17 protein-coding genes are annotated in these 23553 nt (G+C 59.6%); 10 read left to right on the forward strand and 7 right to left on the reverse strand.

The annotated features are described in order from the left end of the window. The first annotated feature begins 67 nt into the window (after positions 1–67). The 8 genes from ACZYHG_RS00270 (at position 68) to ACZYHG_RS00305 (ending at position 12987) form a co-directional block, all read left to right on the forward strand. Positions 68–2194 (forward strand): hypothetical protein, encoded by a 2127-nt coding sequence (locus ACZYHG_RS00270; RefSeq protein ID WP_464612019.1) that lies wholly within the window; start codon positions 68–70, stop codon positions 2192–2194. 19 nt (positions 2195–2213) lie between these two features. Next, positions 2214–3821, forward strand: a complete 1608-nt coding sequence (locus tag ACZYHG_RS00275; RefSeq protein ID WP_464612020.1) for a Dyp-type peroxidase — start codon at positions 2214–2216, stop codon at positions 3819–3821. Positions 3822–3855: 34 nt separating this feature from the next. Beyond that, a complete protein-coding gene (locus tag ACZYHG_RS00280) occupies positions 3856–5499 on the forward strand; it encodes a hypothetical protein (protein WP_464612021.1) in 1644 nt (547 codons plus the stop codon). An 11-nt stretch (positions 5500–5510) separates the two neighbouring features. Then, positions 5511–6839, forward strand: coding sequence for a radical SAM protein (locus ACZYHG_RS00285; RefSeq protein WP_464612022.1), 1329 nt, complete (start codon positions 5511–5513; stop codon positions 6837–6839). Next, complete coding sequence (locus tag ACZYHG_RS00290) at positions 6836–8587, forward strand: ferritin-like domain-containing protein (protein ID WP_464612023.1); 1752 nt, start codon at positions 6836–6838, stop codon at positions 8585–8587. The genes ACZYHG_RS00285 and ACZYHG_RS00290 overlap by 4 nt, the downstream gene beginning before the upstream one ends. A gap of 15 nt (positions 8588–8602) precedes the next feature. Next, on the forward strand, positions 8603–9613 hold the full coding sequence (locus ACZYHG_RS00295; RefSeq protein ID WP_464612024.1) for an NAD(P)/FAD-dependent oxidoreductase: 1011 nt from the start codon (positions 8603–8605) through the stop codon (positions 9611–9613). A gap of 1825 nt (positions 9614–11438) precedes the next feature. Beyond that, positions 11439–12236, forward strand: coding sequence for an alpha/beta hydrolase (locus ACZYHG_RS00300; RefSeq protein ID WP_464612025.1), 798 nt, complete (start codon positions 11439–11441; stop codon positions 12234–12236). Between the two features lie 481 nt (positions 12237–12717). After that, positions 12718–12987, forward strand: coding sequence for a helix-turn-helix transcriptional regulator (locus ACZYHG_RS00305; protein WP_464612026.1), 270 nt, complete (start codon positions 12718–12720; stop codon positions 12985–12987). On the opposite strand, the gene ACZYHG_RS00310 is transcribed toward ACZYHG_RS00305, so the two are convergent. From ACZYHG_RS00310 to ACZYHG_RS00335, 6 genes are all read right to left on the reverse strand, one after another. Continuing rightward, positions 12977–14233 (reverse strand): tyrosine-type recombinase/integrase, encoded by a 1257-nt coding sequence (locus ACZYHG_RS00310; RefSeq protein ID WP_464612027.1) that lies wholly within the window; start codon positions 14231–14233, stop codon positions 12977–12979. The genes ACZYHG_RS00305 and ACZYHG_RS00310 overlap by 11 nt on opposite strands. Before the next feature lie 319 nt (positions 14234–14552). Continuing rightward, entirely contained in the window at positions 14553–16115 is a 1563-nt protein-coding gene (gene guaA, locus ACZYHG_RS00315; RefSeq protein WP_464612028.1) for a glutamine-hydrolyzing GMP synthase, read from the reverse strand. A 55-nt stretch (positions 16116–16170) separates the two neighbouring features. Continuing rightward, positions 16171–16836 carry a 5'-methylthioadenosine/S-adenosylhomocysteine nucleosidase gene (locus tag ACZYHG_RS00320; protein WP_464612029.1) on the reverse strand — a complete coding sequence of 222 codons (666 nt, stop codon included), beginning with the start codon at positions 16834–16836 and terminating at the stop codon, positions 16171–16173. A 4-nt stretch (positions 16837–16840) separates the two neighbouring features. Further along, complete coding sequence (locus ACZYHG_RS00325; protein ID WP_023686843.1) at positions 16841–17299, reverse strand: PaaI family thioesterase; 459 nt, start codon at positions 17297–17299, stop codon at positions 16841–16843. A gap of 98 nt (positions 17300–17397) precedes the next feature. Next, positions 17398–17850, reverse strand: a complete 453-nt coding sequence (locus tag ACZYHG_RS00330; protein ID WP_464612030.1) for a TspO/MBR family protein — start codon at positions 17848–17850, stop codon at positions 17398–17400. A gap of 70 nt (positions 17851–17920) precedes the next feature. Then, positions 17921–19210 carry an RsmB/NOP family class I SAM-dependent RNA methyltransferase gene (locus ACZYHG_RS00335; RefSeq protein ID WP_464612031.1) on the reverse strand — a complete coding sequence of 430 codons (1290 nt, stop codon included), beginning with the start codon at positions 19208–19210 and terminating at the stop codon, positions 17921–17923. 321 nt (positions 19211–19531) lie between these two features. Between ACZYHG_RS00335 and ACZYHG_RS00340 the strand changes: the two genes are divergently transcribed. Next, positions 19532–20209 carry an MIP family channel protein gene (locus tag ACZYHG_RS00340; protein ID WP_464612032.1) on the forward strand — a complete coding sequence of 226 codons (678 nt, stop codon included), beginning with the start codon at positions 19532–19534 and terminating at the stop codon, positions 20207–20209. A 71-nt stretch (positions 20210–20280) separates the two neighbouring features. On the opposite strand, the gene katG is transcribed toward ACZYHG_RS00340, so the two are convergent. Continuing rightward, positions 20281–22470 carry a catalase/peroxidase HPI gene (gene katG / locus ACZYHG_RS00345; RefSeq protein ID WP_464612033.1) on the reverse strand — a complete coding sequence of 730 codons (2190 nt, stop codon included), beginning with the start codon at positions 22468–22470 and terminating at the stop codon, positions 20281–20283. Positions 22471–22645: 175 nt separating this feature from the next. Between katG and ACZYHG_RS00350 the strand changes: the two genes are divergently transcribed. Next, positions 22646–23545, forward strand: a complete 900-nt coding sequence (locus ACZYHG_RS00350; RefSeq protein ID WP_464612034.1) for a hydrogen peroxide-inducible genes activator — start codon at positions 22646–22648, stop codon at positions 23543–23545. Positions 23546–23553: the final 8 nt, after the last annotated feature.

Below are 23553 nucleotides of genomic sequence, written 5' to 3' on the forward strand. Positions count from 1 at the left end.
AGGCTGACATCGAGCCAATTCGCTACGGGTACCGGACTCTAGTACAGACCACCTTTTGGAGGATGCAATGGCGGACAGCGTAAGAGAGCCCTATCGCGCCCGGGGAGTCGTATTTGCGAGCCGGATGCCATCTGCCGTCCGGGCGATCCGAACATTCCCGCCCAACCCGAGTGAGGATTTGGTTTATCGCGGCGGGAGAACCATAGCAAACCTGAGTTATCGAATTTTTTACGTTGGAGCACAGTGGGCCAACGCACCTTTCGCTGCGCAACGGGTCGATCTGGATAACGCGCTTGCTGCAGCCATGACTGACCCCGGCCTCAACTCCATTCTCAATCAATATTTTGGCGGCGCTAATGTAACGACAAATCCTCTGTCGTCAGGCATTCTCGATGCACCGCTGCAGAAGATCTACGACAAAAATGATATCCACAGCTTGGCGACGAAGGTCTTCATGTCGGGAGCTCTGTCCGCAGTTGATCTCAAAAACAGCGTCGTAGGCTTCATTCTTCCCCCGGGTGCAGTTTTGTCTAGTGACGGAGGCGGTTCGGCGACGGCAACTAATCGCCGCAAGCCACGGCGCGGGACCCCTCCAATGGAAGAGGCAGACTCAAAGCACGGCCTCGGAGGCTATCACGGCTCTATTCATATAGCGCGGCCGGGTTCGCCAGTTACAATCTACTATGCCGTTTCCGTCTGGTCCGAAGGCGATAATGGGATTCCCATTCCCGGATGGCAGCCTTGGGAAAACGCGACCGCGACATTGTATCACGAACTGGTCGAGGCTCGGACCGATCCAGACGTCGAAGACGCCATCCGAACCGGGGATGTTCGCTGGATCGGCTGGAATTCCGCGACCGGTCAAGAAATCGGTGATTTCCCCATCGTCGAAGCCGACGCCGATCTTACATTGGTATTCCGAAGAGTCGCTGTCGCAGCCGGGCCAGGCACGGTACCAATTCAGTTGATGTGGTCCAACCGTGTGCACGGGCCAGAGGTGCCTCCAGTCGGCCTACCAGTCGCGGCGGCAACAACTCCTGTGCCCCTCATCAAGATTGACGGAGGGGCGCAAAACGCTGAGTTTGCGGTAGGTGGTGGTATTGTTCTCTCGGCGCCGGGCAAACTGGCCGATTTCAAGAACCCAACATCGGCCGGAGCGTGGAATTCCACCCTCTCGAAGCTTTTTGATGACGCCGTCTTAGAGACACAGAAGTATCTGAAGGGGCAGCCCAGCCAATTTTTCAACCCAGCAAGGGGCCTTCCAACTCTTGGAAAACCTGCCGATCTGCCTATCAAATGGCCGGGGTTTCCTCGCAAGCTTGAAAACAGCGCGCTAACCCTGGTGCAAGCCTTCGAAATTGCTGAGCGGATCAGCGGCACTTTCATTGGTCGACAAATTCATCAGGACGAATATCTTGAGTGGTTCGTTGAACGCGATCCGAAGACACGAAAGATAACTAAAATATCATTCACTTGTGAGGGGCCTGAGTATTGGGATTTCCTTGGAGACACAGAGCCTGAAACTCTTCTCTCTCTCTATCGGTCTCATGTCAGCCCGAGCGTTAAGAAGTCCGATTTATTCACCGGGTCTACGTACCACCGCCTCAACCCATGGAACACAATCCGCGGTGCTATGCACCTTATCCAACCCGCCAACAACCTCTTTGCGGAGATAGCTATCGCGGCTCTTGCGACAATCTTGAGGAAAAATCCAGATGGCAGTCTGAAGACGGACGCGCAAGACTTGATCGATTGTGCGCAATACGGAGATGGTGGCCGTGCGAGTGATCCTCATATCGGTGATCTCGTCAATGGCCTCGCTCGTGACGGCTACGTGATCTCGCTGAAGGATCCGGTGGGCCTCTATATGAGCCGTCCCAATCTACTTGGCTTTACGACTCCTGATGGCAAGGCGGTGGGTCAAGACTGGTTCGCCATCACGCGCGGATCCGAGCAATTTCCAGTACGAGGTATTTTCACAGCCCCGGCCGCTTCACATTTTGTGGTCGGTGACATCAGCGTCGCAGGAGTGCCGTTGGACTTTGGTGGCCAAGTCGCAAAGGTGATCGACATGGGCCTGACCGGCGTCGCCTATGGCAAGGGAACAATCAAGAGCTTGGCATTTCCCTGCGGAGGCCCTGAGGATTCTGGCAACCAACAGGTTGCGGCCCTTGTTCACCGCCGCATGGCGTGAGAGGTGAGAGGACGCATCCGTGTCAGAACTTGAACCCCTGCTCGACTTAGAGGACATTCAAGGTAACATTTATCCTGGATTCAACAAAGATCATCAAACATTCATATTCCTCGAAATCGTCGATGTCGGTGCAGCAAAGTCCGCACTGCGCGATCTAACTGCCGATGTCGCTTCAAGCCAGGTTGTTCAAGACTACGCGCGTTTGCGCGCTGTCATAAAGAAACAAAGAGGTGGCGGTCCCTCAGGCCTGACCGCGACGTGGATGAATATCGCGCTTGGTTACAACGGCTTATCAAAACTTGCTCCAGCCAATGTCGCCAAGGCACTCGGTGAGGGTGCGTTGGCCGCGGGCCTCGTCGCGAGGTCCCCCCTCTTAGGTGATCCAGTTGATCCAACCGCTCCCGGCCACCCATCACACTGGAAGATCGGTCGGCCGGACAGCGCTTCCATAGATGTCGTTCTGACCATCGCCGGTGACCGCCGAGAGGATGTCGATGTCTTTCGAGCTGCCATTGAGGCGCGTCTGGCTCAACATACAGCCGCGGACGGAACGCCAGGACTCCGACGATCAACCGAGGATCTCGTGGGTGATACACTGGGCGATGATCTGAACGGCCATGAGCATTTCGGGTTTAAGGATGGCGTATCGCAGCCGGCCCTTCGCGGACGCAGCAAGTCGTCGCCGGAAACTTTTGTAACGGAACGCACACTTGACCCGGCGTCGCCGCAGGCTGCGCGCTTCGGCCGCCCAGGCCAGGTATTGCTGTGGCCAGGCCAGCTACTGCTTCGACAACTAAGGCAGAGTCCTCTCAACCCAACGAAGTCGTCGCCGGCGATCGAAGTCGGTCCAGACTGGGTGGCAAATAGCTCATTTATGGTCCTTCGAATTCTCGAGCAGGACGTCCCAGCGTTCTGGGAAACGATGCGCGGTTACGCAAGAACAGTCGAGGGTCGCGATGACGACACGGCGACAGACTGGGTCGCTGCGCGGGTCGTCGGTCGTTGGCGTTCAGGAGCACCTCTGCTGAGAACCCCCGACGGGGATGACCCGCGGCTTGTTGGAGACAATCGCGTCTCGAATGATTTCGGTTTTCGTCAGGATGGCACACGCCCGATCATGGCCGCCGGCCAGCCGCCGCTCCCAGCTCTCCCCTTGGCCAAGGGTGACCCAGAGGGCGCCATCTGCCCATTCGCTGCCCATATTCGAAAGGTAAACCCGAGAGACGACGCTGTGGAGCAAGGTGGGCCCAACGACACGCTGCTTCGGCTGTTCGTCAGGCGAGGCATTCCTTTCGGCCCTCGGTTTTCAGACCCCCGAAAGGCCGTTCCAGATGGTATCCCGCGAGGTCTCATATTCGTATCATATCAGGCCTCCATCGAGCGGCAGTTCGAGTTCGTCATGCAGAAATGGGTCAACAGCAACGAGGCGCCCAGGGCAGCATCGGGGCGTGATGCTGTACTCGGCCGTCATGCTGTCCAACCAGGAGCGCCAGCGACGACAATGAGGATTCAAGATCAGGAGGGAGAAATCCATATCCTCCCGCAGGTGACTGATTTCATCACCCCCAAGGGCGGCGGCTACTTTTTCACGCCCTCGATCAAGGCTTTGTCCGAGCTTACCACATGAGATTAGGGCTCGTTCCAACGCATCGGAGGATCTTGTGACAGAAATCATTCAGAATATTTTTCTCGATCCTCCGATCGTCGTCGCCCGTCTCGGAGGAAGCACGACGCCTCTGGCAGCTTATTCCTGGGGCACCGCACCCAATCCGCGCAATGACGAGGACACTGCGATCTTACCCGATTGGTCGTTGAATGTACTTCCGGATGGTTCCATCGAACCCTTTAGACCTGAGAGCATTCGCTTCCGCGACGGCAATTTGGTTCGCCCGGTCTGTCCGTTCATCGAAGTCTGGGCACAGCTTGGCGAGCCTGACAGCGAGCCCACGAGTTGGCGAGACGCGCCAGTTACAGAAGCCCTTCTGGCCAAGTTTGGAGTGGATTTATCTGCCGTGGCATTCACGATTGATGCCCGCAATGCAAAGGCCGCCCGAAGGACCCTGAATCAGGATCTCATCTATGGCCTGTTTCCGTCGTTGAGGCTCCGAGGGGACCAGCATGAGCCTGTAAGCCTTCCGGCATCCAGCCCACCTGGGGTCGCGAAACCAATGATTCCTCGCGAGCGTTCCATCCCGTTCGGATCGATCCAAGTTATCCGGCCTCACTCCAATCCGACAGCGGGATCTGCGCCGTGGCCGGCCACAATTGATCTAGAAGTTTTGAGAGTGCGGTTCACGCCGGCGACGGGAACGTTCTATGGGCCACCGCAGGCATCGATTCCGACCCCGGAGAGTTCGGTACCTGCCGTGCAAGCAGCGAACGCGTTCCTGGATCCGGATGCCGGCTGGTTCAATTCGAGGGCTGCTGGAGGTGGATTCGTTATCCCGGGCGACACCTTCGATTTTTTTGAAGTCGGCGGGACTCAGTTTTCCCTTGGTGTTGTCGACGATACCTGCGAAGTGAGAATTGACGTTACGCTAAGGCTGGCCCAGTCAGGAGTTGGACCTTTGGCCGCCCACACCAACATTTTCGTGGGGCCGCCTGACTTTGCGCCTGATCGCCGGCCATTCCTGAGCATCGCCGACGAGCTCAATGATCGAAGTGCCACCGCCGAGGCCCGAAGCTCGAGTATGAGCGCGGAAGAAAGAGCCATCTGGGTCCAGGATCTGTTCGAGCGCATTTACGAGACTGCTTCCCTGCTCAACGTTGATTATTGGCGCCGGCGTCGCGGCTTGCGCGGCCTTGATGGCGCTCGTCTGGCAACGACTGCGATCGTTGGCGACGGCGTCGTCCCGGTCGACCAGGCGCTTGGCAGCCGGGACGCTTTGCGCAACCCCAATCTCAGTGTCCCCGGCATCACCGTGGATGTACCGTTGCCTCTGAGCCAGCACGCTCGAGAGCGCCACCGCTCGCTTTCTGATCTACAACGCCTTGTAGATTTTGTTGTGTCTGACCCGACGAGGCTGAAGACGCTCATTCGCGGCCCATTCGAGGTGGAGGCTGGCGAAGGCGGCAATGCCACGACGATGCGTATGCCGCCATTCATGCGAGCTTCCAACGCCAGCCCTCTCACCTTGGCGGCTTGGCAATACAATCTTCTGATGCGGTGGGCGGGCGAATTGACGGCACCCCTGCCGCCCCCGCCTGTCGGCGATGCGTTAGTGGCGGCACTCGCGCCAGCAGCAGTCAGCCTGTCCGAAGCTGCAGCGACCCGTCGGGCCGAAGTGCTTGCTCGTCTAAGCTGAAGGAAACCGCGATGCCTGAATCGACAATTCCCGCCGATCCCGCTGCTCCACTGGTCCACCGGTTCACTTCTGGTGTTGGAGACCACCTCCTAGTGATTCCGTTCAGCCGCATTTACGATATTGCGACCGGGGCGGCCCCATCAAGCGACGCTGACTGCGATGCTGCGACGTTGTCGGTACCAAGCATGGGCGAAGTCGGGCTCGACCACATTTCAGAACCTCAGCCGCAGAGCATTTCCCTAAACGTGAGTTCCAGCTGCAATCTGACTTGTGGCTATTGCTATGCGGCAAGAGGCGGCTTTGGGGGAGTCCAGGCGACTCTAATGGAATGGCCTACGGCACGCGCGGCTATTGACCGCCTGCTCAGCGGCGCTGATTCGGAGAGCCCTATCACAATCGGGTTCCTTGGCGGTGAGCCGTTCGTCAACCGCAAATTAATCCATAGGGCAGTGGATTACGCGATAGAGCAAGGGCAGAGGTTGAAACTCGATGTCCGTTTCTCTGTCACCACAAACGGTACACTGCTTGAGGCAAACGACCTCGAAATGATGCGCCGGAACCTGTTTGCCGTGACAGTTAGTCTCGACGGCGCTGCGGACGTCCAGGATCGCCAGAGGCGCCTCCATCGCGACGGGTCCGGAAGTTGGCAAACTGTCGTAGACCGGATCACGCCCCTGCTTGAACGTCCTGGACATGCGAAGATCGCAGCTCGGGCAACCGTCACCCGGCACAATCTTGATATCGCAGGCCATCTCACTGCATTGACCGCAATCGGCTTCCCCGAGGTTGGCTTTGCGCCACTTCGTGTCGGACCCGAAGCCTCGGGACCACTTACTGACGCTGATTGGCCACTCTATCTGGCGGCTCTTGTTGCCGCATCTGAGGACGAAATCGATCGACTTCGGCGCGGAATTCCAATCCGGCTCACGAATCTCGCGGTTGCCCTGAAACAACTGCATCGTGGCGCGTCCTCGCCCTACCCTTGCGGTGCGGGAGGCGGCTACTTCTCGGTATCCGCAAATGGGCGTTGGTATGCATGCCACCGGGCAATCGGCAACGCAGATTTTGACTTGGGATCGAACGAAGGACTCGACAGCGTCCGTCGCCGAGAATTCCTTGAAAAACGGCATGTTCATTCGCAGACTGACTGCGGTTCATGCTGGGCTCGCTATCTTTGCTCTGGCGGCTGTCATCAGGAAGCCAGTGCACGGACAACCGCGTCCTGCGACTTCATTCGCGGCTGGCTGTCCTTCTGCCTCGAAACCTATTGCGAACTTGGTAGTGCTCTGCCGGTAGCCGGTATCGTATCTCATCGCCTTTTTGAACAGGTGGCACCATGACTGCGCGCCCGACACCAAAGCTCCTTCCACGGAACATCGCCGCGTTACGGCAAGGGCAGGATCCAGCATCGGCAGCGCGAACGATCGTTGGGAATTCAGTGTCCACACGCCTCGAGTTGGGGATCGGCAATTTCTTTCCCGGCTTAGAATGCGACTTGCGAAATCTGGAGCGAAGGTTCTTTCCTTTCGTCGAAGTCGATACTGACTTCGGGCAGATTATTGTGATTTCCGTCGATGCGGCAGCCGCCGCGGATTCAGCCGGCATCTCTGCAACGGACATTCAGAGCTATCGCACACTCGAAGACGACATACGGCGCGGCGGACGATGGACAGTTCGTACAATGACAGGGGATTTTGGTCCTCTCGGTCCTCAAACGGTGACGATTGCCGATCTGACGGGCGTGAGTTTCGGTGATGACCGTCGACCCGCAGACGCTTGGGTGGCTATTCGTATGTTAAGAGAGAACAGCTTGGTCACGCTGACGCTGACTCGCGTCTCCGGGCCGGGCGAGATAACGCTCTCGGGCCTGAGATCTCGATATCTCGACGCCAATGGCGCTTTGGCCCGCATGTTTGAACCCGGTGAGCTTACCCAGTCCCTGTGCAGCCCTTGGACACACGATTTTCGTGACTGCGCCTGTTTCTACTGGGCGTCGAACCATCCAGATATCGCACTACCTCCGCTTCCCGTCCCCGCGCCGCCAGGTGACGCCCCCCAATGGAATGTCGACACTGCTTGGGAACGCTTGGATCGATCGATGCAGTCGCCGCCGATTGCCAACGCTTTGGGCAGCGACCAGAATCCGCCGAGCAACTCTCGGGTTGTCCCGGAAATGGTCCATCACCAGATCAACCGCGACTGGCAATTGCTGAATTTTGTCCTTGAGCGGCGAGAGCAGGTCACCCCGTACACGCCCTCTAACAAGAACCCGTCGCAGGCCGGACCACTGCCCGATCTCCCTACGCTGATCAAGCATTTACGCTTTGCCGCGGGCGTCGAAATCGCGGTTATGTTGGAATATCTCTCGGCTGCTTGGTCTTTAAGAAAGCCGGACGGCCTCCCTCAGCCTCTGCAAAATGACTTAAGGGCCGCCTTTGCGGAAATTCGGCGAATCGCGATTGGCGAAATGAGGCATATCCGGGCGGTCAATGATGTGCTGGCGCACCTGATGCCAGCAGGGGCGTTCGAGCCGGCACTTGCGGTTGCCGCCGAGATTCCGGACGGGGGTAAATATCGGCCACTTGCGTTCAGGTGCGCTACCATCGAAACAATCGAGGACTTTATCCGGATTGAGGCACCGTCTGAATCCGTAGATGGATTGTATGCCCCCATTTACAGAACGTTGGCTGAGGGGATCGGCACTGAAGAGCAAGTGCAGTCGATACGAACCGTCATGTCCGAGGGTGAGGACCATCACCAGACATTCTTGTTCATAAAGGAATGGCTTGGCCGCCACGTTCCGGATTCAGTGTTTCTCTCCGGCACAGATCTGGCCGCCCCTCCGGCCACCAATGGTGCGCACAAAACATTGCAACGTCGCTATCGCAAGCTCCTGGAGGGTCTTTACGATGGATATAAGGCGGGCATGCCGAGAGGCGCGGTGTCCGTCAATGCTGCGCGCAATGCGATGCTAGGGTCCGGCGGGATAGAGGGCGCACTGGATTTTGTAGCTGCGAAAGGTTTCCTTGCAGTGTTTGACCCTATTGCAGACCCCCGTTTCGCATCAATAACTCGCCCCAATCCATGACTGGATAGTGCTGCGATGGCGCAACGCTCCCCGGAAACCGTGATATTGGGAGCTGGTCCGGTCGGGCTCGTTACGGCACTTTTTGCTGCCCGGCACGGTCCGGTGTTGGTAGTTCTGCCACGTAGTACCGCGACTGCGGGGCCTTCCCGCATTGATTCCGTACCTGTCTCGCTTCTTGCACTGCTACTCGAAATCGGCGTTCATCCGGCAGAAATAGCCGTTGAATCCGTTTATGATAACCGTCTCGTTGCATGGGGGAGTGCTGATCCGACGATCGTTCGTGGAGCGGCCACCATCCATATCGAGCGGCCATCGCTTGAGATGTCACTTTTAGCTCTTGCACATCGTCACAGGAGCATTCGCTTCGTATCAGGTTTGGACATTGCCCATCTGCCACCAGCATCCAATGTATTGGATGCGACTGGCAGACGTGCAGTCAGTGCAAAACAGCGATTTGTTCCCTCCAATCCAGCCCTATGCCGGGCATTCATCTTACGTGGCGAATTTTCTATAGCCCAACAGTCGTTTCGGATGGCTTCTCTGCCTACGGGCTATGCATACAGGATGGGCAATCATAGAATGATCATGATTGCTTTGGTTCAGGGTCGATCACAGTGGATCGCTTCGACCCGCTCTCTCATCAACGAATTGACCCATTTCAACGCAGATTGGCTCTTGGCCGGCCTACCACGATCCTGGGCTGCTGAAAGATCAAGAGGTGGCGCCGCATCTATCCAGTGGGCCTGCGGCGACAGCCCTATCCATCGGATAGGCGATGCGGCGATTGCACGTGATGCGTTGGCGTCGCAGGGAATTGCGAATGGCATTTCAAGTGGCATAAGAGCTGTCGAAGAGCCCAAGGCGTACGCTCTACGCAACAGTGGGGAACGTGCAGAGCTTACGCTGCATCTAGGTGAGTTGCAAAAATTGATTTACGAATGCCGCTGGAAAGATTGCGCATATTGGAGTCAATACTCGCAGTACATTTCGGCTTTCTCGACCCAGATGGCGAAATTCAATGCATAACGCAGATACCAAAAGGCTACAAGCGTTCAGAGAGCCGAGGTTTGCCGTAGTGTCGAACAGAAACCAATTTGATCTCTGCCTCCTTTGATCTCTGCCTCCCCGGACGCCTGACTTAGTCTGGCATCGTCCCCATCCTCTTGGGTACGTCAAAGAATATCGGGGAGGAAAGGGTGGCATCACAATGCGTGGCCGGCTGATTAGCATGAGACGGGGTTTTGTAGCGGTCGGGTTGTAGGACACCAATCAACTTGGCGTGGACGACGTGATCCTTCACCAAGATATTCTCACCGCCCTCCACATTATTCAATGGGTACTCGAAATTATCAATGTCTGCGTAAATTCCACCATCTTTGATAGAGACGACGTCATATTGCTCAGATCTTAGCAATAGATCCAAATCTACCGAGAAACTTCTCCCATCGCTCAAAACGGTACACATAGTATTGAAAGAGAACAATCGTGTGTGTTCTTGGTTAATACCAAATTCAACGAATATCGCTGTTATAAATGCAATAAACCACCCGGAACATAAAGCAATATTTACGAATGAATAAAAAAACTCCAGCTATAGGCAATTTTGTGTACCACGGCCAACGTCTGGCCAAATGTATGAGAGAAATCGAAAAAGGTATAATGAGGAGGCAAACAAACAGTAACGGAGCGTGGAAGGAAGTGTACTCTTCCGCTTGCTGACGGGGCGTGCTTTCAGGTGTCGCCCATAGCAAATAAAATTTTGCCATTACAACACCAATTAAGCCAACACAGAAACAAAGGCGCAGAATAGAGAGACGAACGGCAGAAAATTTGACTTTAAGCGACAGCGTCCTTAGATATACCAGAAATCGAAAAATAACATCGAAAATTATCGTCAGTATAGTTGTGAGTACGAATACGAACGTGAAGGAATTTTCGCCATCAGTTATACCTGCAGTTCGCTTAAAGGCTTCATATAAAAGCCCAGGTGTGTGCACTGTAACGGCCGCAGCAAAACAGATGAACATCAATGTAAGGGAATTTAGGCGAGCGTCCACTCTCAAAACAAATCGCCATGCCGACCTTCTTCGTGTTATTAGGGGAATGATTAGTGGGCCGAGTATCATAACCACAATGTCGTAAACGCCCAGAATGAGACTGTTTACGATGTCGTTAAATATCTCAAGCGGCTTGAACATCGTCGACAATTCCTTTTCCAGACAATCGAAAGCAGATCATAGAGAAGGTGGCTTGCGACGAGTATTGCGCGAAACCGGGAAATACAGAAGCGAGTTTTGAAGTCAATTCGACTCGAGTACCGACGTTCCAAGCTCTCTGACGCGAATTGGAGGACTCCCGTAGCCGCTGGAACTGCCGCACTTCAATATTCCTTGGGAGCCTTCTGCGGCGGGCCGAGGGCTCTTGGTGGAGACCTCTAGTCCGCTCATGCGCGAACAGAGATTCAAGCTTTCAAGCGGCTTGTTCGCTCAGCCACGAACAGGTCGGGAGGCGCAGTCGGGCTCGGCTCCATGCAGAATCGGTAAAGCGATCCTAATACCTGAGCAGCGAAATTAGATCACTGGAAGTGATTGATTGTCATTGTCTGCAAGTCCACACGCGCAGTGCCGCTGCACGGCGCGTCAGCGCCGAGAAAGCAGAGGAGCTTTCAGCTGTTCCGAAGGGCGCTGGCGAGCAAGATGGGCGTTCGGATTCCGTGTTTGATCGGGATGTCAGAGTACTGAGCGAATGCGATCATGCCCAAGCGTGGAAGATCAGCAGTGGTCACTTGATACACGCCCCAGTTAGCGGCCCCACCTCTTCAGCATGGGCATACAAGCATCTGATAGATATGATGAATTCGATCACAGTTTTTTTCTCCACAACGATCCGGCGCGAGACCCTCGCTGGCGTGCCGGTGGTCCGGATCACGCCGCGCGACTACAGGCCAGGTCGGCGCGCGCTCATTTATGTCCATGGGGGCGCCTATGTCTATTTTTCGGCCGGAACGCTGGTCGGCTTGCCCGCGCTGGTCGCCACGGCGACCGGCGCCGAGGTGATTTCGATCGATTATACGCTGGCGCCCCGGGCGCGTTGGGAGGCGGTGACCGATCAGGTCCTGGCGGTCTGGGAAGCGCTGCTGACGGGCGGGTCCGACCCGGCCGCGCTCGGACTACTGGGCGATTCGGCCGGTGGCGGACTGGCCGCAGGCAGCGTGCTGAAGATGCGAGACCGGCAATTGGCCCTTCCGGGGGCGCTGTGGCTGGTCTCGCCCTGGACGGACATCAGCGGCGCCGGCGACACCTACGAGACGTTGAAGCTCGCCGATCCAACCCTGGCCCCGGACTCGCTGGCGTGGGGCGCGCAAGCCTACGCCGATCCCGCCTACCACAGGCATCCCTATGTCAGCCCGGTCTATGGTGATTACGGCAAGACCTTCCCGCCGACCCTGATCCAGGGCGGGACGCGCGAGATCTTCCTCAGCAACTTCGTGCGACACTATCAGGCGATCCGCGCCGGCGGCCATGAGGCTGTCCTCGACCTCTACGAAGGCATGCCCCACGTCTTCCAGAGCATCGTGCCGGACGCTCCGGAGTCGAGGACCACCATTGCGCGCGCGGCTGTGTTCTTCGATGATCATCTATTTCGATGATGCTGGCGGCGGGGCTCGGCTTCGGCAAGGCCGTCACCGCGGATCGCATCACGTTCTGAACCGCGCTGGCGTTCCGCCGCATGATCATCACCGCGACGCGATTCAGGCGACCGGCATCGCGAAGCCACAGCAGAGCAAGTCCACCAACCGCAGTGCCGCGCCAGACTGGGCTCGAACGCTCTGCCCGAAGTAGGCATTTCAAGAAGGTGGTGCGGGTGGCCGGGGTCGAACCGGCACTTCTCTCGGAACTGGATTTTGAAGTGAATCGCAGGTTCCACCGGATCGTAATTCCGGAGTTAGCGCCGGTTCGAACAAGAGCCGAAGGGTCGGCCGACGCTCCCAGACGACACTTGCCCGTGGAGACCACCCGTCCGATTTACACGCTATAGCCCGATATTACCGCACACGTTCACGCGCGGGCTTCAAAGTGGAGGATCTATCGCCTTCTATCTCTACAAGAGCAAAGAAGTGGAGATACGGTATGAGCGCTGCCCCACATGTCGCCCGAAGAACAATTCGCCGGCAGCAGTTACGAGAGATCGTACCGCTTGCCGACAGCACGATCTACGACATGGAGCAGCGGGGAGAATTCCCGCAGCGCTTCTATCTCACTTCGCGCTGCGTCGTCTGGGACTTGGCAGAGGTGGAAGCCTGGCTCGATGCTCGGCGCCATGCCTCTCGCTCAAATGCAATCAAACGTGCTCCAAGCCCTGACGTGAGGCTGCGCCGTTCGCGGCCCGTCAAACACTAGGCTCCAACTCAAGCAACTCCATCGTGGCCGGGAGCAGCGTCGGACGATACTTCTGACCCAATACCCAGGAATCCAACATATTGGACCACTCCTGCATCATATGGCGGCGTTGATGCTCATACTCCGCCTTGTTATAGACACCCCGCGAGGACCTTCCATCCTCGTGCGCCAAGCACTTCTCGATCCAGTCACTGTTGAAGCCGAGCTCATTCAACAGGGTCGAGCCTGTCCGTCGAAGATCGTGAACAGTGAAGGGTTCGAGTGGTAACCCCTCCTTTTTCGCTCTGACAACGACTGCAGTCGTAATCCGGTTGAACGTCGCCCGCGACATCGGCGCGTCAGCGTCGTATCGCGACGGAAGGACATAGCGCGAATTGCCTGCGCAGGTTTTCAGCGCGATGAAGATGTCGACGGCCTGCTGTGACAGATAGACGTTGTGGGCCTTCGACCGCTTCATTCGCTCCTTGGGTATCGACCAGACGGCGTTCTCGAAATCGACTTCATCCCACGTCGCGTCCTGCAGCTCGCTTTTCCTGACCATCGTTAGGAGGAAGAGCTTCATTCCCAGCCGTATAGTCGGCAGGGTCGGTACATGCTCGAGCTGACCGAGCATAACGCGGATCTCAGCAGGTGACAGCGAACGATCCTTCGGGACGAAGGTCGCGATAGACGCGGGCCCAACTTCATCCGCTGGGTTGGCGACCTTCTCGCCGTGCAAGATCGCGAACGCAAAGATCAGCTTCACGATATCCCGTACATGCACGGCCGTCGCTGGAGCGCCGCGATCCTTTACCTTCCCGCACATTATGCGGAGATCGTCAGGCGTGATCTCCGTCAGAAGCCTATTTCGAAACGTTGGCAGGATGTCGCGCTCGTAGATCGAGCGCCGCATGGCGCGCGTGCTGTCGGCCATGCGCGACTCCTGGAACCACTTCTCGCCGAACTCGCCGAACCTCTTCGCCTCCTTCAATCGTCGCTTGTCGTGCTGCTTCTCTTGAGCAGGCGACCGTCCCTCTGAAATGGCCCGCTTTGCATCGATCAGCTTCTCGCGAGCCCTGGCAAGCGAGAGACCATCTGGGCCGTATCGGCCGAGCGTCAGAGTCTCCCGACGTCCGTTGAGGCGGTAGTCGTACCGGAACACGACGGCCCCCGACGGCTGCACCACGACGTACATACCGTCACGATCGCTCACCTTGTACAGTTTCTTCTGTGATCTCAGCGCCTTAATCGCAGTGTCCGTAAGCATGCAGGCCTCCAAAACCGTCCTAAAACCAGCAGAGAGGCACCGATTATACCGTCAGGCCAAAACGGGGGGCGCTGGAAGCAAAGTTCCCTTTTTTATTCAGCCAGTTACCGCCAAAAACGATACCGTCAGCAGCTCTCTTAGCCTTGACGGTATAGCGAAATCCCCATTCGAACAAGTTCCCCCATACCGTCTGCTATACCGTCAAATCGGAGCACTGCCCCTCAATAGACGACGATAGACGCAGCAATATTTATCTTTATATTTCAATCAGTTATGTCGTACTGGAGCGTACAAACGGATACTGCCGGAGGGGTAACAATCATTCCCACTCGATTGTTCCTGGTGGCTTCGACGTCACGTCGTAGACGACGCGGTTGATGCCGCGGACTTCGTTGATGATGCGCGTGGCGGCGGCACCGAGGAAGGCCATGTCGTAGTGGTAGAAGTCGGCGGTCATGCCGTCGACCGAGGTGACGGCGCGGAGCGCGCAGACGAACTCGTAGGTGCGGCCGTCGCCCATCACGCCGACCGTCTGCACCGGCAAAAGCACGGCGAAGGCCTGCCAGATGGCGTCGTAGAGCCCGGCCTTGCGGATCTCGTCGAGATAGATGGCGTCGGCCTCGCGCAGGATCTCCAGCTTTTCCCGCGTAATGCCGCCGGGGCAGCGGATGGCGAGGCCCGGTCCGGGGAACGGATGGCGGCCGATGAAGCTCTCGGGCAGGCCGAGCTCCTTGCCCAGCGCCCGCACCTCATCCTTGAACAGTTCGCGCAGCGGCTCGACCAGCTGCATGTTCATGCGCGCCGGCAGGCCACCGACATTGTGATGCGACTTGATGGTCACCGACGGGCCGCCGGTGAAGGAAACGCTCTCGATGACGTCGGGATAGAGCGTGCCCTGCGCCAGGAAGTCGGCGCCGCCGAGTTTTTTGGCCTCGTCCTCGAACACTTCGATGAACAGCCGGCCGATGGTCTTGCGCTTCTTCTCGGGGTCAACCTCGCCTTCCAGGGCCGAGATGAACTTTTCCGAGGCATCGACCAGGATCAGCGGCAGATTGTAGTGCTGTCGGAACATCGCCACCACGCCCGCAGCCTCGTCCTTGCGCATCAGGCCATGGTCGACCAGGATGCAGGTGAGCTGGTCGCCGACCGCCTCGTGGATCAGCAGCGCTGCGACCGAGGAGTCCACGCCGCCCGACAGCGCGCAGATGACCTTGCCCTTGCCGACCTGCTTGCGGATGGCCTCCACGGCGTGCTCGCGGTAGGCGCGCATGGTCCAGTCGCCCTCGATGCCGGCGATGTTGTGGACGAAGTTCCTGAGCAGCCTGGCGCCATCGGGCGTGTGCACCACTTCGGGATGGAACATGATGCCGTACATCTTGCGCTCGACATTGCCGAAGATGGCGTAGGGCGAGCTTTCCGACTTGCCAAAAACCTGGAACCCCGGCGGCAAGGCGATGACGCGGTCGCCATGGCTCATCCACACCTGATGGCGCTGGCCGGTCGCCCACAGGCCCTCGAACAGCGGGCTGTCCTTCTCGATCTCGACGAAGGCGCGGCCGAATTCGCGATGGTTGGAGCTTTCGGCAACACCGCCCATCTGCACGCACATGGCCATCTGGCCATAGCAGATGCCCAGCACCGGAACGCCGGCATCGAAAACGATCTGCGGCGCGCGCGGGCTGCCTATGTCCGATGTCGAGGCGGGACCGCCCGACAGGATGACGGCTTTTGGATTGATGCGCTTGAACGCGGCTTCGGCCGACTGGAAGGGCACGATCTCGGAAAACACGCCGGCCTCGCGGATGCGGCGGGCGATGAGCTGCGTAAACTGGCTGCCGAAATCGACAATCAGGACGGTGTCGGGGTGATTGGCTGTTGTCATGGCGAGCGTTTAGAGAAAGAAATGAGTCTGCGCAATGGGTTGCGTAGACTGACTTTCAGACGGGCCTGGCCTGGTCGCTGGATGGTGCCGTCCGGAGCAAGCCCGAGCCGATCGCCTGTTCGAGGCGCATGACGGCGTCGGCCAGCTTCTCGTCGATCACGTGCAGATATTCGGTCCAGTCGCCGACATGCCTCAGATCAGCCGCGCCGTCGGATATGCCACGCAGCCCAACCAGCGGTATGTCGAACATCTGGCAGGCGCGCAGACAGGCGAAGGTCTCCATGTCGACCATATCGGCCGCGATCGTGTCATAGGCGGCACCGGTGATGACCGCGCCGCCGGTCGACAGCGTGGCTTGCTTGATCTCAGGTATCCTGAATGGCAACGGCACGGTCACCGGCAGATCGAGAAAGGGTGTAGCACCTTTCTCGAAACCCAGCGGTGAGGCATCGATGTCGCGATAGCTGACGGAGACGGCCTGATAGATTTCGGTCTGTTCCAGGGTCCGGCTGCCGGCTGAGCCGAGCGACACGGCGAGATCCGGCAGCGCCTTTTGCGACTTCAGCCAGGAGAGTTCGGCACCCAGCCGGACACCGGCTTCGACCGGCCCAACGCCCGTCATAAGCGGTGTGAACAGTTTTTGCAGATACGGACCATATTCGGCCTGCGCCGCCATGACGAAGAGGACGTCCTTGCCGCCAATTCGCGCAACGTTTGCCATCGTATCACCCTGCTATCCCGTCACGCCCCACGACCGTCATCATCGTCCCCGTCATGGTGGCGATCAGCTTGGCCTCGCCGTCGGCGGCGAAGGCATAGGCTTGGCCATCGGCAACGATGATGGTGCGTCCGGGCTTGGTCACCGAGCCGCGAAACAGGAAGCGCTCGCCCCTGCCCGGCGCCAGTAGGTTGACCTTGAACTCGATGGTCAGCACGCCGGAATTCTCAGGCATCAGCGAGAACGCCGCATAGCCGCAGGCCGAATCCAGCGCTGTCGAGATGACGCCGGCATGCAGAAAACCGTGCTGCTGGGTGAGTGCAGCCGAATAAGGCATCTCGATCTCGATGATGCCTGGAGTCACCAATGTCAGTTCAGCGCCGATCGTCGCCATCGCCTGCTGGCGGGCGAAGGATGCCCTGACGCGATCCTCATAGTCCGGGGCCGGTACGATCTTTGCTGCCATCGCTGATGCCTTCACGTTTGCCGGGAAAGCTTATCGCAGAGGCACGAGCGGCAGGCAAATGCTTTTGCTGCACTGCAACAAAACGACACCGCCGACCTCTAATTCAGCAGGAGAAGCGAAGCGTTGAGCAGAGTGGCGAACGCCACCCACGCCGCGTAAGGCACGAACAGCCAGCCGGAAAGCCGGTCGCGGTTCCAGACCTTGAGGATGAATAGAACAATGCTGGCGAGAAGAAGCAGGATGACGACCAAGGCCGGTCCCATCATCCTGGCGCCGAAGAAGGTTGGCGACCATGCGAAATTCAGGACAAGCTGGATGCCCCAGACCTTCATCGCCGTTCCCTTGGGTTCTCGAACCCAAGTCCGCCAGCCAGCCACGGCGATCAGCACATAGAGCAATGTCCAGGCAGGTCCAAAGACCCAATTGGGCGGATTGAAGGGTGGCTTGACCAGCGAGGCATACCAGGTGCCCGGCAGTGTGGCATAGCCGATCAGCAGGCCACCACCCAGCACCAGGACGACGAACAGCAGAAGCGACAGATATCTTTGCAAGAATTACCCCATAACTGCGCGATGCCGCGCATCTGCAACTGGAGCGCTGTCGCCAGCTGTCAAGGCAGCGTCAATTCGCCCTGCGCATGGCGCAGAAATAAAACCCGTCAGTGCCGCTCAACGCCGGCGACAAGGAAATATCCCCGCCAGCGCCGATCCGCGCGGCCGTCTCGTGGCCCGGAAAATGGCCATGCCACAATGCGCGATGGTCGACCGGAACAAAGCCGCTGCTGCGCTCGCGAAACGCCGCGATCTGTTCGCCATTCTCTTCGTCGAACACCGAACAGGTGATGTAGACCAGCAGGCCGCCAGGTTTGACATACATCTTGGCGGCATCGAGGATCGCCGACTGTTCGCCCTTGCGGGCATCGAGCTGCCTTTGCGTCAGACGCCATTTGGCGTCGGGGCGGCGCCGCCAGGTGCCACTGCCGGTGCAGGGCGCGTCGACCAGCACTATGTCCATATGGTTGCCGAGCGGGGCAAGTTCGGCCGGCTTGGTGACGACCTGCACGTTGCGGTTTTCCGAGCGGCGGATGCGGTCGAAGATCGGCGCCAGCCGCGCCTTTTCGGCATCATGGGCAAAGATCTGGCCGCGATTGTCCATCGCCGCCGACAGCGCCAACGTCTTGCCGCCCGCGCCGGCGCAGAAGTCGAGCACCTGCATGCCGGCTTCGGCGCCGGCAAGGGTCGCGGCTATCTGCGAGCCCTCGTCCTGGACCTCGAACCAGCCTTTCTGGAAGGCGGGCTCGGCCTGCACGTTCGGGTGCCTGCCGTCGCCGTCGATGGGCGGAATGCGGATGCCGTGCGGCGCAATCCGGGCGGCCTTTGCGCCGGTGTCGGCCAGTTCCTTGAGGACCTTGGCGCGATCGGCCTGCAGCGTGTTGACCCTGATGTCGAGCGGCGGGCGGGTCGCCAGCGCCGCGCCCTCCTCGACCCAGGTCTCGCCGAAGGCGCGTTCGAAAAGCGGCTCGCACCAATCGGGTATGTCGGCGCGCACCGCGCCCGGCGCGTCGGCAAGCTGGCGAGAGGCGATTGCCTGCAGTTCCGTGGCGCTGAGCAGCGGCGGCGCGAACTTGTCGCCCTCGAGCGCGTCGTTGAGCGAGCGCGCCGTCTGGCTCCATTCGAGCAGCAAAGCGCCAAAGCCGATGGCGCGTGGCGTGTCTTCGCCGAGCAGCCAGCCGGCGGAGCGCTTGTGGCGCAGCGCGTCATAGACGATGTTGCCGATCGCCGCGCGATCACCGCCGCCGGCGAAGCGGTGCGAGAGCCCCCAATCCTTCAGCGCGTCGGCCACCGGCCGGTGACGCCGGCCAATGTCCTCCAGCACTTCAATGGCCGCAGCCAGCCGTCCGCCCAGTCGCATTCGTCGTTCCATCAAATCGAGCACAGATCTTTCGGCTTGCTCTTAGAGCGTTTCGCGTCCGGATTGAACCCCGCCCCGTGCGGCGATGAACAGGCGGCCCGAGCGCGCGCTGCGAAATCTGTCCGATCAACAACTCTCCGTGGCCGGCAACAGCAGATCGATCAATAGATAAAAGGTCTCTAATGTTCGTAACTGGTGCCTGCAAGCACGGCCCGTGGCGCAACCGCTCTGCTTTCCAAGTTTTTCGGTTGGGAATACTCTCCACACCATGATTCGCGGCGCGGAAAACGCGGACCGGCGGATCGTTTTGAGGAGAGGGCAATGAAGACTTATCTGGCGGAAGTTTTGGGAACATTCCTGTTGGTGTTCATCGGCACGGCGTCGGTGGTGACGGGCGGCTTCGGCGGCGCGCTGCCGCTCGGTCAGGAAGGCATCGGCCTGGCATTCGGCATCGGCCTGATCGCCGCGGCCTATGCGATCGGCCCGATTTCGGGCGCGCATCTCAATCCGGCCGTCACGCTCGGCGTCTTCCTCGCCGGCCGGCTGCCGGCCAAGGACGTCATCCCCTATTGGATCGCGCAGGTCGTCGGCGCCATCCTGGCTTCGCTGGCGCTGTGGATCATCGTTTCGGGCCAGACCGGCGGCCACACCACCGGCTTCGGCGCCAATGGCTGGGACGTGGCGAAATGGGGGATGAGTTCGGCCTTCCTATGGGAATTGATCGGCACCTTCACCTTCGTTACGGTGATCCTCGGCGTTACCGCTGAAAAGCACTCGACAGCGTTTGCCGGGCTGGTCATCGGCCTGACGCTGGCGGGCATTCACTTCGCCATGATCCCGGTCACCGGCACCTCGGTCAATCCGGCGCGCTCGATCGGCCCGGCGCTGTTCACGGGCGGTGCGGCGCTGAGCCAGCTCTGGCTGTTCATCGTCGCGCCATTGATCGGCGGCGCCATTGCCGGCGTCGTCGCCAAGGCACGTGTCTTCGAAAAGGATTGATTTCGAAGCTGAAATGCAAAAGGCGCGGGCCATGGCCCGCGCCTTTTTTGTTGGATAGAGCTCCGTCCGGATCAGCCGGCGATGTCGAAGCGGTCGGCGTTCATCACCTTGGTCCAGGCCACCACGAAATCTTTCGCGAACTTCGCCTTGGCATCGGAAGTCGCATAGACTTCGGCCAGCGCACGCAGCTGCGAATGCGAGCCGAAGATCAGGTCGGCGCGGGTGCCGGTCCACTTCACTTCTCCGGTCTTGCGGTCGCGGCCTTCGAACACGTCCTTGGCGTCGGACGCCGCCTTCCACTCCGTGCCCATGTCGAGCAGGTTGACGAAGAAGTCGTTGCTCAGCGTTTCCGGCCTGGTGGTGAAGACGCCATGCTTGGACTGCCCGGCGTTGGCGCCGAGAACACGCAAGCCACCGACGAGAACCGTCAGCTCCGGCGCGGTCAGCGTCAGCAGCTGCGCCCGGTCGACCAGCGCCTCCTCTACCGTTTGCCGCTGCTTGCCGCTGACATAGTTGCGGAAGCCGTCAATCGTCGGCTCCAACGGCGCGAAGGAGTGGATGTCGGTCTGCTCCTGCGAGGCATCCGCGCGGCCCGGCCAGAACGGGACTTCCACGCTGTGGCCGGCGGCCTTCTCGATGGCCGCGTTGCCGCCGAGAACGATCAGGTCGGCAAGCGAGACCTTCTTGTTGCCGGTCTGCGCGGCGTTGAACTCCTTGGCGATGGCTTCAAGCTTGCCGAGCACCACAGCGAGTTCTGCCGGCTGGTTGACGGCCCAATCCTTCTGCGGGCTGAGGCGGATGCGCGCGCCATTGGCGCCGCCGCGCTTGTCGGAACCACGGAAGGTCGAGGCCGACGCCCAGGCCGTCGAAACCAGCTGCGACACCGACAGGCCTGAGGCCAGGATCTTCGCCTTGAGGGCTTCGGCATCCTGGTCATCGATCAGCACATGATCGACCGCCGGGATGACGTCCTGCCAGGGCAGCTCTTCCTCGGGAACGAGCGGGCCGAGATAGCGCACGCGTGGGCCCATGTCGCGGTGGGTCAGCTTGTACCAGGCACGGGCGAAGGCATCGGCGAACTGATCCGGATTCTCATGGAAGCGCCGCGAGATCGTCTCGTAGGAAGGATCGAAGCGCAGGGCCAGATCGCTGGTCAGCATGGCTGGCGCATGGCGCTTGGCCGCATTGTGCGCATCCGGCACGGTGCCGGCGCCGGCGCCGCCCTTCGGCGTCCACTGATGCGCGCCGGCCGGGCTCTTGGTCAGTTCCCAATCGAAGCCGAACAGATTGTCGAAGAAATCGTTGCTCCATTTGGTCGGCGTCGTCGTCCAGATTACTTCCAGGCCGCTGCCGATGGCGTCGCCGCCCTTGCCGGTACCGAACTTGTTGGCCCAGCCGAGACCCTGCTGCTCGATGTCCGCGCCTTCCGGCTCGACGCCGACCAGTGTCGCATCGCCAGCGCCATGGGTCTTGCCGAATGTATGGCCGCCGGCGATGAGCGCGACGGTTTCCTCGTCATTCATCGCCATGCGGGCGAAGGTGTCCCTGATGTCGCGTGCCGAAGCCAGCGGATCAGGCTTGCCGTTCGGCCCTTCCGGGTTGACGTAGATCAGGCCCATCTGCACGGCGCCCAGCGGGTTCTGCAGGTCGCGGTCGCCGCTGTAGCGCTCGTCGGCCAGCCATTTGCCTTCGGGGCCCCAGTAGACGTCCTGCTCGGGCTCCCAGACATCGGCGCGGCCGCCGGCGAAGCCGAAGGTCTTGAAGCCCATCGATTCCAGCGCGACGTTGCCGGTGAGGATCAAAAGATCGGCCCAGGAGATCTTGCGGCCGTATTTCTGCTTGATTGGCCACAGCAGCCGGCGGGCCTTGTCGAGGTTGACGTTGTCAGGCCAGCTGTTGAGCGGCGCGAAACGCTGCTGGCCGGCCCCGGCGCCGCCACGGCCGTCGGCGATGCGGTAGGTGCCGGCGCTGTGCCAGGCCATGCGGATGAACAGCGGGCCGTAGTGACCAAAGTCGGCCGGCCACCATTCCTGCGAATCCGTCATCAGCGCATGCAGGTCCTTGATGAGAGCGTCGAGGTCGAGGCTCTTGAATTCCTCGGCGTAGTCGAACGCCTCGCCCATCGGGTCCGACAGCGATGACTGCTGGTGCAGAATCTGGACATTGAGCTGGTTCGGCCACCAGTCGCGGTTGATCCGGCCGGTGGATCCATGCGCCACGGGGCATTTGCCCGCGCTGGTGTCGTCGGTTTTCGCGTCCATCTTAGTGCTCCGATTTGCCGAGGTTTGACTTTGCCGAGGTTGATTTTGCCAGGATTGGTCTGCCCAGGCTTCTGGGGCCGGCCAGCGACCGCACCAATCTGGAATGGTTCCAGACTAGGCTGTATCAGCGATAAAAACAAATTGCCTTTCCTGTTTATTTCGATAGGTTTTTCTTATGATCGGATTGACAGTTCGGCAGATGCATTATTTCGCCGCGCTGGCGCAGACGCTGCATTTCGGGCGTGCGGCAAAGCTCGCCGGTGTCAGCCAGCCGGCGCTGTCCTCGCAGATCGCCGAGATGGAGCAGCGGCTGAACTGCCGGCTGTTCGAACGCGGCGGCAAATCGGTGCGCATGACCGACGAGGCATCAACGCTGTTGCCGCGCATCGAGCGCATCCTGGCCGACATACGTGACGTCGAAACGACAGCCCGGCGCGGCCGCACGGCGATGGAAGGGCGCTTTCGGCTGGGCATCATCCCGACCGTCGCGCCCTATCTGTTGCCGCGCGCTTTGCCCGAACTGAAAAAACATTTTCCAGCCTTGCAGCTCGAACTGCGCGAGGCGGTCACCGCTGCCCTGGTCGAGGACACCGCCTCGCGAAAGCTCGACGCCTTCATCGCCGCCCTTCCCCTCGATCATCCTGGCCTGATCACCGAGGCGCTGTTTCCCGACCGGTTTTTCCTCGCCGTGCCGGCCGGCGACCCAGCTTTCGCCTCACCGCCGGTGCCGCCCGAAAGCCCGGCGCTGGAGCGTCTGATGCTCTTGGAGGAAGGCCACTGCCTGCGCGAACAAGCGCTCGCCGTCTGCGGCAATGTGCGGCCTGTGGCAATGGCCAGCTACGGCGCCACCAGCCTGACCACACTGTTGCAGATGGTGGCGCACGGGCTCGGCGTCACGCTTATCCCGGAAATGGCCACGGGCCCTGCCGGCACCATCCCCGACCTCAAGATCGTGCCGTTCCAGGAGCCGATGCCGCAACGCATGATTTGTCTGGCATGGCAGCGGAACAATGCAAGGCATGGGGAGTGCGTGGAGCTGGCGAAGATTGTGCGGGGGTTGGGGGTGGGAGTTTGAACGTTGCG

This window comes from Mesorhizobium subarcticum, assembly GCF_055456085.1.

Excerpts from the sequence above, each read along its gene's own strand:
- ACZYHG_RS00270 (WP_464612019.1), top strand. The coding sequence starts at position 68 with ATGGCGGACAGCGTAAGAGAGCCCTATCGCGCCCGGGGAGTCGTATTT.
- ACZYHG_RS00285 (WP_464612022.1), top strand. The coding sequence starts at position 5,511 with ATGCCTGAATCGACAATTCCCGCCGATCCCGCTGCTCCACTGGTCCAC.
- ACZYHG_RS00290 (WP_464612023.1), top strand. The coding sequence starts at position 6,836 with ATGACTGCGCGCCCGACACCAAAGCTCCTTCCACGGAACATCGCCGCG.
- ACZYHG_RS00295 (WP_464612024.1), top strand. The coding sequence starts at position 8,603 with ATGGCGCAACGCTCCCCGGAAACCGTGATATTGGGAGCTGGTCCGGTC.
- ACZYHG_RS00300 (WP_464612025.1), top strand. The coding sequence starts at position 11,439 with ATGAATTCGATCACAGTTTTTTTCTCCACAACGATCCGGCGCGAGACC.
- ACZYHG_RS00305 (WP_464612026.1), top strand. The coding sequence starts at position 12,718 with ATGAGCGCTGCCCCACATGTCGCCCGAAGAACAATTCGCCGGCAGCAG.
- ACZYHG_RS00310 (WP_464612027.1), bottom strand. The coding sequence starts at position 14,233 with ATGCTTACGGACACTGCGATTAAGGCGCTGAGATCACAGAAGAAACTG.
- guaA (WP_464612028.1), bottom strand. The coding sequence starts at position 16,115 with ATGACAACAGCCAATCACCCCGACACCGTCCTGATTGTCGATTTCGGC.
- ACZYHG_RS00320 (WP_464612029.1), bottom strand. The coding sequence starts at position 16,836 with ATGGCAAACGTTGCGCGAATTGGCGGCAAGGACGTCCTCTTCGTCATG.
- ACZYHG_RS00325 (WP_023686843.1), bottom strand. The coding sequence starts at position 17,299 with ATGGCAGCAAAGATCGTACCGGCCCCGGACTATGAGGATCGCGTCAGG.
- ACZYHG_RS00335 (WP_464612031.1), bottom strand. The coding sequence starts at position 19,210 with ATGCGACTGGGCGGACGGCTGGCTGCGGCCATTGAAGTGCTGGAGGAC.
- ACZYHG_RS00340 (WP_464612032.1), top strand. The coding sequence starts at position 19,532 with ATGAAGACTTATCTGGCGGAAGTTTTGGGAACATTCCTGTTGGTGTTC.
- katG (WP_464612033.1), bottom strand. The coding sequence starts at position 22,470 with ATGGACGCGAAAACCGACGACACCAGCGCGGGCAAATGCCCCGTGGCG.
- ACZYHG_RS00350 (WP_464612034.1), top strand. The coding sequence starts at position 22,646 with ATGATCGGATTGACAGTTCGGCAGATGCATTATTTCGCCGCGCTGGCG.